The following is a 15988-nucleotide window of genomic DNA, read 5'->3' on the forward strand; positions in this document are numbered from 1 at the left end:
TTTACTTAAACTCGGTTCAACTAAGTTAGTTTCCGGTAAAGTCTTTAAAGCGATCGCATTTTCATCAATAGCTGGAAACGTAAAATTACCGATTTTTTCCGTAACAGATTTATTCAGTAAAATTTCTGGACTTCCCATTTCTTCAGGAATTGTTATCAGAAATTGTGCTATTTTTCCTAACTCTTTATTTAAACTCGGTTCAAATAAGTTAGTTTCTGGTATAGAATTAAAAGCGATCGCATTTTCATCAATAGTTGGAAACGTAAAATTACCGATTTTTTCCGTAACAGATTTATTCAGTAAAATTTCTGGACTTCCCATTTCTTCAGGAATTGTTATCGGAAATTGCGCTATTTTTCCTAACTCTTTATTTAAACTCGGTTCAACTAAGTTAGTTTCCGGTAAAGTCTTTAAAGCGATCGCATTTTCATCAATAGCTGGAAACGTAAAATTACCGATTTTTTCCGTAACAGATTTATTCAGTAAAATCTCTGTTTCTTGACTTGTAACTTCTGGTAAAACTTCTCTTGAAGCTTGAGTGAATCGTTCTAAATCTTCTGTTGCTTTCCCTTTATTAAGAATGATTGTATTTTCTGGATCATCACCAATTGGGTGATCTGATAAAGAAGTCTGGCTGAGAGGTTGAGAGGGATTAAAAGCTATTGAATGCTCAGAAAATGAAGAATTAACCCCAGGAGATGAAATATTTTTTCCGATAGAATGACCCAGAGAAAACGCGAGTTCTGGAGTTAGCGACTTGGTTTTATTTAAAACAATTTCTTCAAAAAAATGAAGGGGTGTAGAGGAAGGAATTGGGTTAATTGTTAAAGATGGTTCATCAGTTTGGGATGAATGTAAACTCGGATCTCCCTGATCAAAAGTTTCTGGAGAATTGGACGAACTTTCTACGTCTGGGTAGGCGGTTTGACCATTTGCAGAGTTTGATAATCCAAACGTAGCTGAAGCAGCAAAAACCGCAACTAAGACAGGGGATAAACGCATGATACTCACTCTTTTAGACAGTCCCACACCTAAAATTTGTCAATCCTCAGCTAAGGTTAGGGTGATAATTTCACTCAACGCTGAGGCTATGACATTTGACATCTTAACAAGCTTTGACACTTGTACAACCAAAAGCTGTTGAGATCATCGTGACTGATTCCCCTAACCCCCGACAGACAGGGGAAAACCCCCCTTTGCTCTCCCCTGATCGTGATTTAAGATGGAGAATGTTCTAAAACCCGTTTCAGAACTTGTTGATAGGCGGATTCAACATTTCCTAAATCTCGACGAAAACGGTCTTTATCCAAAACTCGACGGTCGGGGTCGGTTTCGGATTGATCCCATAACCGACAGGTATCAGGACTAATTTCATCGGCGAGTACCAGTTGACCGTCAGAAGTGATCCCAAATTCTAATTTAAAATCGACTAACGTAATCCCACATTCATTAAAAAATTCTGAGAGAATTTGATTAATTTGTAAGGAAAACTGCGTGATTTGTTCTAACTGTTCTGGGGTCGCTAACTTCATTAACAAAAGTCGTTCACGAGTTAATAACGGATCACCTAATTCATCATTTTTATAGCAAAATTCGACTAAAGTAGGTTCAATAATTGTCCCAACCGGAATTCCCGTTTGTTTACATAAACTTCCCGCCGCAATATTGCGAACAATCACTTCTACTGGAACAATTTTCACCCGTTTTACCCGCATTTCATTAGGTGACGGACAATCAATATAATGGGTAGGAACGCCTTTAGCTTCTAAGCATTGAAAAAGATGACTTGAAATGGCGGTATTAATTTCTCCCTTGCCTTGAATTGTACCCCGTTTTTGAGCATTAAAAGCCGTCGCATCATCTTTAAAGTAAGCGAGTAATATTTCCGGGTCATCCGTTGGATAGATGATTTTTGCTTTACCTTCGTAGAGTTTTTCAGGAGTAGACATAGAAATAAGGGTTTACAACATAAATTCAGATCTTTGTTAATTTTAACAGAGATTGCAAAATTTGTTATGTTAATAATTCCTAATTTTTTTCAACCGTTTCTCGATAAATTGCATCAGCGACTCGACTCGCCTCCACGATTTCTTTAACGTCATGAACTCGTAGAATATCAGCAGAATTAGCAATAGCGGCTACACAGGTCGCTGCTGTTCCCCAAACTCTTTGTTTTGGGTCAGGTTGGTTTAACAGATGACCAATAAAACTTTTCCGAGAAGTTCCCACTAAAAGGGGACAATTTAGCGATCGCAACTGCGTTAAATTTCTTAATATTTCTAAATTTTGGGTAACAGTTTTAGCAAAACCAATCCCCGGATCAATAATAATGTGATCTTGAGAAATTCCTTGATGAATAGCGGCTTGTATTCGCTCTTGTAAAAACTGTTTTAATTCCCCCATCAAATCTTGATAATGGGTTAAAGTTTGCATAGTTTTAGGCGTTCCTCGAATGTGCATTAAAATAATCGGAACGTTAAGTTGAGCTACCACGGATAACATCTTTGAGTCAAAGGTTGCTCCAGAAATATCATTAATGATATCTCCCCCTGCTTTCACCGCCATTTCTGCAACTTGGGAGCGGGTTGTATCAACAGAAATCGGAATATTTGCTAAGACTACATCCGTACTTTTTCTAATTGTATTAATTAAGGGAATAACTCGATTTAATTCTTCTTCCAAACTAACATCTTCTGCCCCAGGTCGAGTCGATTGTCCGCCAATATCAATAATATCTGCTCCAGCTTTCACCATTTGTTGGGCTTGATTTAAAGCCATTTCTAAGCTATTAAAATCCCCTCCATCACTAAAACTATCTGGGGTAACATTCAAAACCCCCATAATGTAGGTTCGTTTTCCCCATTCAAAATCAGTATTTCTAATCGTTAAAGGGTTGAAAATAGCCGTCATATTCTTGAGTAAAAACAGGAAATAGTTCAATGATTTTCTATCAATTCAATCAACAATAGAAACCCATCGCCAACACAAAATTGCATTGGCGAAATTCGGGTAAAATAGATTATTGATAATTAACAATGCGGGCAAAACTTTCCGGTTGTAAACTAGCCCCACCCACTAACGCTCCATCAATTTCTGGCTGTGCCATAATTTCATCAATATTATCGGGTTTGACAGAGCCACCATATTGAATGGTTACATTAGAATTAATTAATTTACTGCGAATTAAACCAATCACACGATTAGCTTCTGTGGCTTCACAAGTGTCTCCAGTTCCAATTGCCCAAATCGGTTCATAAGCAATCACTAAATTGTTTTGATCCACACCTATTAAATCTTTTTCTAACTGAGAGAGAATCAGATTTTCGGTCTGTCCCAAATCCCGTTGTTGTTTGGTTTCTCCGACACATAAAATCGGCGTTAACCCGTGACGTTGCGCCGCTCTAAGTCGCCAATTTACAGTTTCATCCATTTCCCCAAAATATTGACGTCGTTCACTATGACCAACAACAACATAGCGAATCCCAAAGTCGAGTAACATCGGGCCAGAAATTTCTCCGGTGTAAGCTCCAGAATCTTCCCAATGGATATTTTGAGATCCTAAGAGAATTCGACTTCCATGTAAACTTTGAGACATCACCCCCAAGCTGGTAAAGGGTACACACAGTACCACTTCTCGGTCTTCTGGGGTTTCATCTAAATGACTGATAAACCCTTGCAGAAACTCTTGCGCTTCTGTTTGGGTTTTAAACATCTTCCAGTTACCCGCAATAATGACTTTTCTCACCGCTAATCTAATTAACCTTAAACACAACAAAATGTCACCCTTCAGTTTAAAGCGTTAGGGGACATTTTTATCGTCGGAACTTAACCCTTGAGACAAGAGTATAGAGTGCGGAGTGCGGAGTGCGATGTGTAGGTAAAGATAGGAGTTCATCATTTCTCCCCCAACTCCCCTGCTCCTCTTCTCCCCCTGCTCCCCCTCCTGAGCATAGCGAAGGATCTCCTGCTCCCCCCGCTCCCCTATTGGCCAAATTCCAGCCGAGCTTGTTCCACCAATTCTGCGGTGACAATGGTTTGTTCAGCTTCTCTAGCCAGTTGTTCAATCCGTTGTCTCGCTTGAGTCCGAACAAAATAGGGGATATTTTTCAATTTGGCTTTGGCTTCAGGCAGCCATTGTAGTTCAGCGAAATAATCAGTGTTAGACATAAACTTAACAGTTATTTTGGGATCGTATCTTTATTTTACTCATGGGGTTGAAAGGGGTTCAAGCATTTTCAAACATTGACGAATTACCCCAATGGTGACAGCCGGAAGTTCTAAATGGGGAGTTAATCCGACATGATCTATTTTTTGAAAAACTTTAATCGCCGTTGGATTTAAGTTTGCTAACCGTTGGCCTGTTTCGGGACTGGTAAAGGCGGATTTTTCACCCCAAATAATCGCTGTTGGTGTGTTCAATTGAGTTATATATAATGATAAATCAAAACATAAATCTCCCCGCACAAACGACAACGCTGCGTATTCTGCATTGGGTTGTTGAGCCGATTTTAAATAGGCTTCTACAATTTCGGGATAAATGCGCTCAGGTTCAGCAAATTGACGACTTTCCAGAAAACTTTGAATGCCAGCACTATTAGCAATTCCCGTAAAATACACAAGTCGATCTAAAATCGGGGTTTTCGCAATTTGACTGAACAAAGTTCGTGCATAATTGTCTCCAAAATCCGATAAACCAGAGGGAGTAACTAAAATTAAAGATTTGAACAGGTCGGGACGTTGAATGGCGACTCGAATTGTCAATGCAGCCGTTAAAGATGAAGCAATGACGGTGGCTGGAAGAAAACAGGTTTGTTCTAAAAACTCAGTAATCGTGGTCAAATAATCCTCAATTTTATAATCTTTTGCAGGATGTTCAGACCGTCCCCAACCAATTAAATCTGGAGCTAAAATTCGGTATTCATCTACAAATGCGGGATAAACTTTTGACCATTCATAAGCAGAAGACCCACCACCAAATCCATGTAAAAAGACTAATGGTGGTAACTCATTAGAAACGGTATGAATATTCCAAGGAGAACCTTCGGCGGTATAATACACCATTCTCCCTAAAGATGTCACGATTGAATGCTGACTAAATCCATTCGCCTCAAACATAATTTACCTCTTAATCAATCGGGTTTAGGATCTAGGATGGAGGTTTGTTGACAATTAACCCCCCATTTTTTCCTGATTTCCCTCGAAAGCCTTTGCAAAACTAAGTTAATCCTAAATTGGGGTTTGCAAACAATCTGGGCTAGTCTATAATAATGAGGGGTCACACCCCTCATGGGTTAAACCCATCCAGGAAGGACAACTGATTTTAGGAGCTCAATCGATTGATTCAGTTGTACTCCCCTAAAAGATAGCAGTTTGACACCCAAACGGTCGAATCCACCCTATCGTATCCCTTATTGGGTTGTGGGTCATGATGAAAAGCTTTATGATAGATGAAGACTTTCCAGTAGTGATTGATTGTATTCAATCCTTCGAGTTAAAAACTCCGATTGATGATGAATCTAATGCGGCTGAAATTATTGTTTATCCCCAACGGGAAAACTCAGAGATTAAACCCGAATTCATTGTCAATCCTTCAACACCAATTCGATTAGCCTTAGAAGCCTTAAATTGTTTTGAAGTCGTTGAAAATCAATTTCAACACTGGGGAATTACCTTTGAGAATGCTATTGCATTACAACCTTCTAATCCCGCTTTTGTTTTAAAACCTGCCACAACCGTAATTATGGCAGCACCGAAAGGAGGAGTCTTAGAAATTAACTTTAAATATCCCGTGCAGAAAGTTTTTGGACTGATTACCAGTTCTCGTGCAACGGTTTTATCCGCTTATAATGGGGAAGGTCAAAAAGTAGCAGAAACCAGGATGAATGTTTCTCCTCATCTCAATTCTGATTCCCTTAATTTTCCCAATGCTCAATTAAAATTAAGCGGGTTAAATCTGCAAAAAATTATCTTTGAAACCTTTGATGGTCAATTGATTTTACATCATCTTCAGGTGGAATTCTAAATCGACTTTCTGTTGCATAAACTCCGTGATCCGGTTCCAAAATTTGTAATCCTTCTAATAACGCTTCACGAACGAGGGGTTCGTTTTCCTGATATAACATGAGTTGAAAATACTCAATAAGATGAGTTTTATCAAGTTTTTGAAAAGAGTGCAAAGGAGGTAAAGGTTCCCACCGTTTAGCCTCTAATAATAATTGAGGATTTCCTGAACGTTGAGGAGAAAATTTAAAGACATCCGTGAGTTGACGCACAGCAATCAAGCGTTTCAGAGGATTTTCTTGTGTTAAATCTCCTAACCATTGATTCAGTTGAGAGTTCCCGTTATTCGATTTTTGTTGATACCATTGCCATAAAATTAAGCTTAAAATTCCTAAAATTCCTAGATTTTGTCCAATCACACTTAAAGCCATTTCTGGACTTTCAGCACTAGCCCACAGGGATAAGGAAAGATAGAAGAAGATAGCGGAACTTACCCCACTGGCCATTGTCAACAACCACTGACGTTGAGAGGTTTCTAGTTGTTGATACCAGTTCCATCCCTTCAGGTTAACAGGAAGTTCCCCCAAACGGTAAACCCAAGCCATGACCCCCACAGCGAAAGCCGTTGAAACCAGAAGCTTACTATTCCACCAGCCCCAAATTCCCAACCCAATGAGCAGAAATAACCAGGTTTTCAAACGTTCAGACCGACGTCGGCGAAACGGTTTCCAAGGCTGAACCCAGCGAGAAGATTGAAACCGAGGTGTGAGAGAAAAATCCGAAGACGGAATGACAACTCCATCCCTGGAATATAATAACGTTTGAACTTGATGCAGGAAGTGTTGACTCTGGGTTAAAAGGCTAATCTGAATTAGCTGAAGATGATCAAGGGTTTTACTGACTTTATCCATTCTGAACATCCAAACCGAAGTATTGTATTGTGTGATCTCAAATGTGATCTAAAATTAGAGTGGTATTAACGATAGTTTATGTCATTCTGTCGCATCATTTCCGATGGATACAAGATCAACCTCGGTTAAGATAGGATGAGTCTTGATTTTAAAGGTTTCAATTAAGTTTTTCCAATCAAAACTTAATCCGAATCAACTTAACCCACTCAACCACCTAACTCCAACTAGCAATAACACCTATGTCTAATCTACAAAACCAATTTACGGTTCACTTTTGGGGAGTAAGAGGGAGCATCGCGTGTCCGGGTTCTGAAACCGTGCGCTATGGGGGAAATACTCCCTGTATTGAAATGCGCGTGGGTTCAGAACGATTGATTTTTGATGGAGGTACGGGTTTACGAGTCCTCGGACAATCTCTCCTGGGTCAAATGCCAGTGACAGGTCATTTATTTTTTACTCATTATCATTGGGATCATATTCAAGGATTTCCTTTTTTTGTTCCCGCTTTTATTAAAATTAATACGTTTTATATCTATGGTACAATTGCCCCCGATGGTTCAACGGTGCAGCATCGTTTGAATGATCAAATGCTTCATCCTAATTTTCCGGTTCCGTTACAAATTATGGGAGCCGATTTAAAGTTTGTTGATATTACGGTGGGAAATCCGATTGAAATTGGCGATGAAATTGTTGTGGAAACCGCTTTATTAAACCATCCGGGGGAGGCGGTCGGCTATCGAGTCAACTGGCGGAATTATGCAGCGGCTTATATCACGGATACCGAACATTTTCCCGATCACTTAGATGAAAATGTGTTATTTTTAGCTCGGAATGCGGATGTTTTAATTTACGATGCTACCTACACCGATGAAGAATATTATTCGGAAAAAAGTAGTAAAGTCGGTTGGGGACATTCCACTTGGCAAGAAGCTGTCAAAGTGGCAAAAGCGGCTCAGGTTAAGCGATTAGTGATTTTCCATCATGACCCGCTTCATAATGATGATTTTATGGATAAAATTGGTGAACAAGTTGCTGAACAGTTCCCCAATAGTTTAATTGCACGGGAAGGGTTATCGATTCAGTTAAGTACCCCCTTAAATCGAATTAATTCAGCCGAACAAGAAGTTGTTACGGGAAATTTGTAAGGTTTGAGCAGATTTTCTGACAATGGCGATCGCAGAAATCAAAATTATGTCAAAATGTAAAGCGTGTGGATAACATCATCGCTCGATACAGTATTAACGCCCACTGCCATTGCTTTGGGAAATTTTGATGGTTTACATCGTGGCCATCAACAGGTGATTCAGCCGATTTTAAAGCAGTTATCACCCCTAGATTCCCGACAACGGACAGAGATGCTTTTAACGAACCCCGTCACCCTGTTGACGTGGGATAGAGGTGTATTGGAAAACCCAGTCGGAGAATCGCCACCCTTTTATAGTACCGTGGTGACGTTCCATCCCCATCCTCAAGAATTTTTTACGGGTCAGCCTAAAAAATTACTGACTCCCTTAGATGAAAAAGTGGAATGGTTAAAAATTATGGGGGTAGAACAGTTGGTGTTGTTACCCTTTGATGAACACATGGCGACCTTAACGCCAAGGGATTTTGTTGAGAAAATTCTGATTCAAAAATTACAACCCTCTTGTATTAGTGTGGGATTTGATTTCCGCTTTGGAAAAAAACGAACTGGGACAGTTAAAGACTTAGAAAAAATTGCAGCCCATCACGGAATTAAAGTCAAAACTGTTCCTTTATTTTTATGTGAAAATGGTGAACGAATTAGCAGTTCAGAAATTCGCACCTGTTTGGAAAATGGTGCCATTCGTCGCGCCAATCAATTATTAGGACGGTCTTATCATTTAGTGGGGTCAGTGGTTCACGGTCAACAGTTAGGACGAACCATTGGATTTCCTACGGCTAATTTACACCTTCCTCCAGAAAAGTTCCTCCCGCGCTATGGGGTTTATGCAGTCAAAGTATCTGAAACTAAGATAAAATTACCTCCAGAAACAGGGAGTGATGCTAATTTAGATTTGGTTAATCATCCGGGGGTGATGAATATTGGCTGTCGTCCAACGGTCGCCGGTCAAACCGTTACCGTTGAGGTTCATCTGTTAGATTGGTCAGGAGATTTATATGGTAAAACCTTAAAGATTAGCTTAGAAGAATTTTTACGACCTGAACAGAAATTCCCTTCTTTAGAGAGTCTCAAAACTCAAATTCAAGCTGACTGTTTACACGCAACCAAGGTGTTAACCGTTGGCACCTCTGACTCCTGACGAACGAACAACTAACTTTTACACTGATAACTGTTAAGATGAAAGAAAAAATCGAACGTCTAAAACACAATTTAAGCCGCACAATTGTAGGAAAAGAAGATGCCATTCGCTTAACGTTAGTCGCCCTATTAGCGGGGGGTCATGCGTTATTAGAAGATGTACCGGGTGTGGGAAAAACCTTACTCGCAAAATCCCTCGCGCGTTCTATTGCGGGACAATTTCAACGCATTCAATGTACACCGGATTTATTACCCACAGATATCACCGGAACGAATATTTGGAACCCCCGCACGGGAGAATTTGAGTTTCTTCCAGGGCCAATTTTTACTAATATTTTATTAACGGATGAAATTAACCGAGCGACGCCTCGAACTCAGTCGGCGTTATTGGAAGTCATGGAAGAACGACAAGTCACCGTTGATGGAGTATCTCGCTTTGTTCCGAAACCGTTTTTTGTGATAGCGACTCAAAACCCCATTGAATATCAAGGAACGTTTCCTTTACCGGAAGCCCAAATGGATCGATTTTTACTATCCTTAACGTTAGGATATCCTAGCGAAGCGGAAGAGTTGCAAATGTTACAACGATTATCTGATGGGATAACGGTGGATGATTTAGAACCTTGTATTTCTCAGGATGAGGTGTTAGAACTGCAACACTGGTGTCATCAAGTTAAAATGGAAACTTCGTTACAACAATACATTCTCAATTTAGTGAGAGCAACCCGAGAATCCGAAGAAATTACATTAGGGGTAAGTCCTCGTGGCGCTATTTCTTTACATCGAGCCACACAAGCCTTAGCCTTTTTATTAGGAAGAGATTATGGCACTCCCGATGATGTTAAATATCTCGCACCTCATGTGTTATCTCATCGTTTAATTCCAGCCGGAGGAAGACGGTCAAAAACAATTATTGAACAGTTATTAAGAACAGTTGCAATACCCTAAGTCGTGAGCCCTTCAGGGCTCTTTAGGATGCACAAAATCGCAACAACGGATTATATCATAGGATTATTGACATCAATTACCTCTGCTTAACCTATTTCAGGTAACTAAAATTTAATGAGCAATACTCACTAACATTGGAACATAAATATGTGCGACAGACCAGAAAATTTTTTGTTTGTGATTGATCCGTCCGACTATTGGAATGTAACTATAAACTGGAGAGATGCTCCATTAGATAAGTTTGGAATTTATGCTGGAGTTTACCATAGGGCAGCCGAAAAGCTGATGGCGGATTTACTATCAAAGCCTGGATTCCATGACATAGATCCTTGTCCAATTGTGTTTTTATATAGACATTCTATTGAATTGTATTTAAAGGCAATTTGTTTGCTTGGCTACAAGTTGTTTCAGCTTCTCAATAAAAAACTATTACTTGATGGTAATGATTTCAAGCCGGAAAACTTATTTAAGAACCACCAACTTTTACCACTGATCAAAGTGGTGAAGCAAATCTTTGAAGAACTGCATTGGAGTTGGGATCTTGAAGATAGGTTTGCTCACTTCAAGAGGTATGAGGATTTTGAGGCGGCACTTGGTGAGATCGATGGCTTAGATTCCGGCTCATATACTTTCAGATATCCTTACGATAAGCTTCAAAAAACAGAATCTTTGACTAAAGGATTTTCTTTTAATCTAACTTTATTTGAAGAAAAAATTAATATCATTATTAGCACTTTATATCGTGTGTCTATTCAATTAAGAATTGATCTTGAATCTGCTTTAGAAATAGCTTATTTACAACAAGAATTTTGCCAATCTTTTTTTGAAGATTACCCGAACTCCTATGATTTAGAATAACGATAGTAGTGAGTGTTTACCGTTGTTAAGCTATGACTGAACTACTTCGACAAGCGATTGCTCAAATTGAAAAACTTCCACCCGATCAGCAGGATGCGATCGCGGCTCGATTTCTGGCAGAATTGCAAGACGAGCAAAAATGGGAAAATCGTTTCGCTGCCACGACAGACGCTCAATGGGATCAGATGGCGACAATGGTGCGTCAGGAGATAGTGGAAGGTGAAACCGTTCCAGGGGAATGTATGTCAGGTTACGATCCAGCACAGTTCGTTAATCGCATTGGACGACGGCTTGTAATGGAGTTCGCAGATGCAAGCCAGGCTGGTACGCCCGGACTGATTGGTAGCGCGCGTGAACATCCCGCACGTGTGCAACTCGTGAAATTATTACCTGCTTATGTATCTATAGGAACCGGTTTGCTGATCGATAGCTATGGTGGACAGAGCAAACAACAAGATATTGTTATGTTTGAGCGTGACTTTTGCCCTGTCTACTCAATTAATGACGCTCCAGATGCCACCTATTTTCCAATTGAGGGCGTTATTGCAAACGGTGAAGTGAAGAGTTCAGTTAATAAAAAAGTTTTATTCCAGGCATTAGATAATATTAGGTCAGCTAAGTCGCTTCGCAGGTATGCTCACAAGACTGATGAAGGACTTGGATCTCTTGCATCCTTTAGAAATTTCGGGATGGCTGTTTCCTTCGCCGCCACACGTAGCGATGAATTCAATCAAGATCGCAATTTTAGGGATCAGATTTATAGCTTTATTCTTTGTAACTCATTTACTCATAGTCCAGATGCGGTTTTGGACAACCTCGTGGAATATCAACGCCTTCACGGACACGAATGTATGCCAAATATTATAATATCTCTGAACGACGGATTTATTCAGGGTATGCAGTCGAACAAAATGAGCCTACAGTTCTCATTACTAACCTCTGATAGTTTCTCATTTGTGCCAGCTTCGGATAGATGCTTTGCATACTTAGTCAATCAGCTACGGCAATATGTTCGTGAAGCTCGTACTGTCCCGCTTCAAGCACTTGACCGTTATATGACATCTCTCAATGGTGAACTACCGTCTTGCCGAGCGCGTCTTTTTGAAATTCGGCAGCCAATAGTTTAACGACTTGAAGTAGAAGAACATTAAGAACTATCCACAAAATTTGCATTGAGGCAATTTAATGTTGAACGTTACTGTTGATGAAATACAACGCGATCCCTTAAAATATTTGCGCCAAGTAGAGACAGGTGAAACTCTTGTGATCTTAGGACAGGCTAATTTCTTCTTCGAGTTTGAGGTCTGTTTCTTCCGTGCGCGTTCTGAATTTGAAATTCGTCCCAAGCAAAGTTGATAGCAATTTCTACACAGATGGTGTCGATAAAATTGTCTTTCGCAAGTTATTGGGAAGTGTTGCCGCATAACAATCCCGTTGCACAGCATCTCCCATCCTAAACTACACTAACTCAATGGAGTTGCAAATTCATCCTTAAGAAAATCAATAAAGCATCTTAACTGGGCAGGTAAAAATCTTTCTTTTGAATCTAAATTTAACCGATTGCATAACGAGTAAATTGGCGCTTGAAAGGGGAATGAAAACCCAGAATAATATCAGAAGTCGGTACACCCATTTCAACTAATCTCTTAGCAACAGAGTCTTCTGTCCCGTCATATTGAATCCAAATTTTGCCCTCTTGAATATCAAAGTGCATTACAGATCCAAATACTCGCTTATCTCCTTGCCAACCTACATAAGCGAGTTGATAATGGTCATGTTCACTATCAAATATTAATTCTGCCTTTACCGTATCCGTAGTCATTGCAATCTGAGCGTGTTCGGTCAAAATTTGTTTAATATATTGGCGATAATATTCTACTTTATCCATTGTGGATGCTGTCATCCTGAGCAAGTTTAACTTTAGTTTATCATAAAATCCCCGGAAAGTCTATTCATGTAGCAATACCCTAATTGGGGAGGCGTGAACGCCTCTTTAAAATGCGCTAAAGCGCAACAACTTCTACTGTAGTGATCTCTTCAGGGCTCTATTGTTTGCCTTGGCATAGCAAAATCGGGGCTAAATGTGTTAAAGTTAAATTATATTTTTATCAATATTATTTGACGTTTTGTCAAATAATAAAACATTAAGAAATTCCAGTGAAACTAAGTTTAAAAACTCGAATTAAGTTAAATTATTCATCGATGAACTGATCGAGATAAACATGGAATTTTTGTCCGATACTGTGGTTTTGTCACGGATTCAATTTGCCTTGACTGCAATTTTCCATATGCTATGGCCAGTGCTAACAACTGGAATGGCAATTTATTTAGTCATTGTTGAAGGCTTATGGCTAAAAACTCGCAATCGAGACTATTATTATCATGCTCGATTTTGGTCAAAACTCTATGTGCTTAACTTTGGAATTGGCGTAGCATCCGGCTTACCAATGGAATTTCAATTTGGCACAAACTGGGCGCCCTTTTCAGAAGCCGTCGGAGATTTTTTTGGCAGTATTTTAGGCTTTGAAGGCTCGATGGCGTTCATGCTAGAAGCCGGATTTTTAGGAATTATGCTATTTGGCTGGGAACGAGTTAATCCCCGGATTCATTACCTAGCAACTATTATGGTCGCATTTGGGGCGAATCTTTCTACCTTCTGGATTTTAACCGCTAATTCCTGGTTACAAACGCCATCGGGGACAGAATTAATTAATGGAAAATTTATCGTTAATGACTACTTTCAAGCCATTCTAAATCCGTTTATGGCGAAAAGTTTTCTCCATATGTTTTTCGCCACCCTAGAAACTTCCCTATTTGTAATTGGTGGAATTAGTGCTTGGTATATTCTGAATCAACGTCATCCTGCTTTTTTTGCTAAGTCTTTCAAAATTGTCTTAGCGGCGACGATTGCAGTCACTCCCCTACAAATTTATATTGGGCATTTAAGTGCTGAACAAGTCTATCATTATCAACCGACTAAATTAGCAGCAATTGAGGCAAAATGGGAAACGACTCCCGCCGGAGAAACTGCTGATTGGACGCTGTTAGCTTTCCCGAATGAAAAAGCCCAAAAAAATGATTGGGAATTGTCAATCCCCAACGGTTTAGGATATGTATTAGAGTTTAAAAAACAACTCTCTGAACCCGTTTTAGGATTAAAAGCTTGGAAACCTGAAGACCGTCCTCGGATGGTGGGATTGATTTATTATGCCTTTCGGATTATGAGTGGAATTGGTTTCTTTTTAGCAGGTTTAATGCTAGTCAGTGTATTTCAATGGTGGCGAGGAAAATTATCAGCTTCAGAAATTTCTCAACAACGTTGGTTATTACGCAGTTGGTTGTTAGCTGCACCTTTAGGATATATTGCAGTTGAATCGGGTTGGATTGTGCGTTGTGTGGGACGACAACCCTGGACAGTTTATGGGCAAATTCGTACCGTTGATGCTGCCTCCCATTTACCAGCAGCAGAGGTTTTAGGCTCGTTATTAGGGTTTACAGTAATTTACACGATTTTATTGATTTCAGCCCTATATTTTGGGAGTCGAATTATTCGCCAAGGGCCGAATTTACAACTCTCAATTCCTGGGGAAGAAAAACAGGCATTAGAGACAACTCCAGCGACCCATATCCCTGATAGTCGCCCTTTAGAAACTCAACAATAGGAGAATTATGGAGAGTTTAACGCATTTTTTAGATCAGGTTTGGTTTGTAATTCTAGCCCTTTTTCTACTTTTATATGTGATGTTAGATGGATTTGATTTGGGGGTAGGAATTTTATCTCTCACCAGTTCTGATGAACAACGTCGCAGTATTTTGATGACCAGTTTGGGCAATGTTTGGGATGCCAATGAAACTTGGTTAGTGTTAATGGGGGGTGCTTTATTTGGGGCGTTTCCTTTAGCTTATGCTACTATCCTCAATGCTCTTTATATTCCCATTATTGGGATGATTTTTGGATTAATTTTTCGGGCGGTGGCTTTTGAGTTTCGAGAACACGCAGACAACAAATTACTCTGGAATTTTGCTTTTGGAGCGGGAAGTTTTTTGGCTGCACTTTCTCAGGGATTGGCATTAGGAGGAGTTTTACAAGGGATTGCGGTAGATGAGCTTGGACATTTTACTGGAGGAATGTGGGATTGGTTAGATTGGCGATCGCTATTGGTGGCACTAACTTTAATTCAAGGTTATGTTTTAATTGGCTCTACCTATTTAATCATGAAGACTGAGGGAGAGTTGCAAATCATCCATTATCGCACCGCTAAACTGGCTGCTTTAACAACATTATTCGGTGCAATTTTAATCACGATTACAACGCCTTTTGTTTCTGAAAATATCCGAGTTAAGTTGTTTCATGATCCAGAAATTTATGTGTTTGCGGTGATTCCGATTTTAGGTCTTCTTTTTGTTGGGTTGTTATTAAGAAGTCTGAAGCAACGGGAGGAAACAACACCTTTTATTTGGACTATTTTAATCTTTTTGCTCACGTTTATCGGTTTGGGATTAATAGTTTTTCCCTATATTATTCCTCCTTCGATCACCATTTATCAATCCGCTGCTTCCCCTAGCGCCTTAGTGTTCATGATCACTTTTATTGGTTTCCTAATTCCGATTATGTTGTTTTACAATATCTACAACTATATGGTGTTTAGAGGTAAAGTGACTACATCTGAGTCATGACTGCTTCCAGGTTCTATTTTCCTGCTCTTTGAGTTGTTTTTGCAGATAGATTTGGTAAAATTGAGCAATCATTTTAACTTGATGGGGCTTTTCACGAATAAGTAGGTGGTCATAAATAGAGTAAATAATAGAAAAGGATTGTTTAGGATAATTCTTGAGAGTTGCTAAGGGCATTAAATCGCAAGCGTTCAGAGGTACAATCATTTCTTTCGTTTCTATCTTCAATGGCTTGAATTACAGCTTGTATCAAATCATATTCATCTTCAAACATTCTGCCTGCCAGTTCATGAGCTTTCAATTGATGCCATTCAGG

General features: G+C 39.5%; 17 protein-coding genes. 9 read left to right on the forward strand and 8 right to left on the reverse strand.

The annotated features are described in order from the left end of the window. The 6 genes from ACKPEB_RS01445 to ACKPEB_RS01470 all read right to left on the reverse strand — a co-directional run. On the reverse strand, positions 1–1002 hold a 1002-nt coding region (locus tag ACKPEB_RS01445), incomplete at its 3' end, for a hypothetical protein (RefSeq protein ID WP_408962989.1). Positions 1003–1217: 215 nt separating this feature from the next. Next, on the reverse strand, positions 1218–1949 hold the full coding sequence (gene purC / locus ACKPEB_RS01450; protein WP_408962990.1) for a phosphoribosylaminoimidazolesuccinocarboxamide synthase: 732 nt from the start codon (positions 1947–1949) through the stop codon (positions 1218–1220). A 79-nt stretch (positions 1950–2028) separates the two neighbouring features. After that, on the reverse strand, positions 2029–2910 hold the full coding sequence (gene folP, locus ACKPEB_RS01455) for a dihydropteroate synthase (RefSeq protein ID WP_408962992.1): 882 nt from the start codon (positions 2908–2910) through the stop codon (positions 2029–2031). Between the two features lie 109 nt (positions 2911–3019). Continuing rightward, complete coding sequence (gene tpiA / locus ACKPEB_RS01460; RefSeq protein ID WP_408962993.1) at positions 3020–3745, reverse strand: triose-phosphate isomerase; 726 nt, start codon at positions 3743–3745, stop codon at positions 3020–3022. A 236-nt stretch (positions 3746–3981) separates the two neighbouring features. Beyond that, positions 3982–4167, reverse strand: coding sequence for a PCP reductase family protein (locus ACKPEB_RS01465; RefSeq protein ID WP_408962994.1), 186 nt, complete (start codon positions 4165–4167; stop codon positions 3982–3984). A 39-nt stretch (positions 4168–4206) separates the two neighbouring features. Beyond that, positions 4207–5115: an alpha/beta fold hydrolase gene (locus ACKPEB_RS01470; protein WP_408962995.1), complete on the reverse strand. Its 909-nt coding sequence runs from the start codon at positions 5113–5115 to the stop codon at positions 4207–4209. A gap of 310 nt (positions 5116–5425) precedes the next feature. Between ACKPEB_RS01470 and ACKPEB_RS01475 the strand changes: the two genes are divergently transcribed. Beyond that, on the forward strand, positions 5426–6022 hold the full coding sequence (locus ACKPEB_RS01475; RefSeq protein ID WP_408962996.1) for a hypothetical protein: 597 nt from the start codon (positions 5426–5428) through the stop codon (positions 6020–6022). On the opposite strand, the gene ACKPEB_RS01480 is transcribed toward ACKPEB_RS01475, so the two are convergent. Beyond that, positions 5964–6911: a hypothetical protein gene (locus ACKPEB_RS01480; protein ID WP_408962997.1), complete on the reverse strand. Its 948-nt coding sequence runs from the start codon at positions 6909–6911 to the stop codon at positions 5964–5966. The genes ACKPEB_RS01475 and ACKPEB_RS01480 overlap by 59 nt on opposite strands. A 239-nt stretch (positions 6912–7150) precedes the next feature. Here ACKPEB_RS01480 and ACKPEB_RS01485 point away from each other — a divergent pair, with 239 nt between their 5' ends. From ACKPEB_RS01485 to ACKPEB_RS01510, 6 genes are all read left to right on the forward strand, one after another. Beyond that, positions 7151–8056: an MBL fold metallo-hydrolase gene (locus tag ACKPEB_RS01485; protein WP_408962998.1), complete on the forward strand. Its 906-nt coding sequence runs from the start codon at positions 7151–7153 to the stop codon at positions 8054–8056. Between the two features lie 63 nt (positions 8057–8119). Next, entirely contained in the window at positions 8120–9193 is a 1074-nt protein-coding gene (locus ACKPEB_RS01490; protein ID WP_408962999.1) for a bifunctional riboflavin kinase/FAD synthetase, read from the forward strand. Between the two features lie 38 nt (positions 9194–9231). After that, positions 9232–10140 carry an AAA family ATPase gene (locus ACKPEB_RS01495; protein ID WP_408963000.1) on the forward strand — a complete coding sequence of 303 codons (909 nt, stop codon included), beginning with the start codon at positions 9232–9234 and terminating at the stop codon, positions 10138–10140. Positions 10141–10287: 147 nt separating this feature from the next. Beyond that, entirely contained in the window at positions 10288–10998 is a 711-nt protein-coding gene (locus ACKPEB_RS01500) for a hypothetical protein (RefSeq protein ID WP_408963001.1), read from the forward strand. A gap of 32 nt (positions 10999–11030) precedes the next feature. After that, complete coding sequence (locus ACKPEB_RS01505) at positions 11031–12125, forward strand: DUF6602 domain-containing protein (RefSeq protein ID WP_408963002.1); 1095 nt, start codon at positions 11031–11033, stop codon at positions 12123–12125. Between the two features lie 58 nt (positions 12126–12183). After that, a complete protein-coding gene (locus ACKPEB_RS01510) occupies positions 12184–12354 on the forward strand; it encodes a hypothetical protein (RefSeq protein ID WP_408963003.1) in 171 nt (56 codons plus the stop codon). 196 nt (positions 12355–12550) lie between these two features. Here the strand turns inward: ACKPEB_RS01510 and ACKPEB_RS01515 are convergent, their stop codons facing one another. Further along, positions 12551–12886, reverse strand: coding sequence for a XisI protein (locus ACKPEB_RS01515; RefSeq protein ID WP_408963006.1), 336 nt, complete (start codon positions 12884–12886; stop codon positions 12551–12553). Between the two features lie 334 nt (positions 12887–13220). Between ACKPEB_RS01515 and ACKPEB_RS01520 the strand changes: the two genes are divergently transcribed. Then, positions 13221–14660, forward strand: a complete 1440-nt coding sequence (locus ACKPEB_RS01520) for a cytochrome ubiquinol oxidase subunit I (protein ID WP_408963004.1) — start codon at positions 13221–13223, stop codon at positions 14658–14660. A 7-nt stretch (positions 14661–14667) separates the two neighbouring features. After that, positions 14668–15675 (forward strand): cytochrome d ubiquinol oxidase subunit II, encoded by a 1008-nt coding sequence (cydB, locus tag ACKPEB_RS01525; protein WP_408963005.1) that lies wholly within the window; start codon positions 14668–14670, stop codon positions 15673–15675. The last annotated feature ends 313 nt before the right edge of the window (positions 15676–15988 follow it).

Origin of the sequence: Planktothrix sp. (assembly GCF_046067725.1) — a bacterium.
In the GTDB taxonomy this organism is placed as follows: Bacteria; Cyanobacteriota; Cyanobacteriia; order Cyanobacteriales; family Microcoleaceae; genus Planktothrix.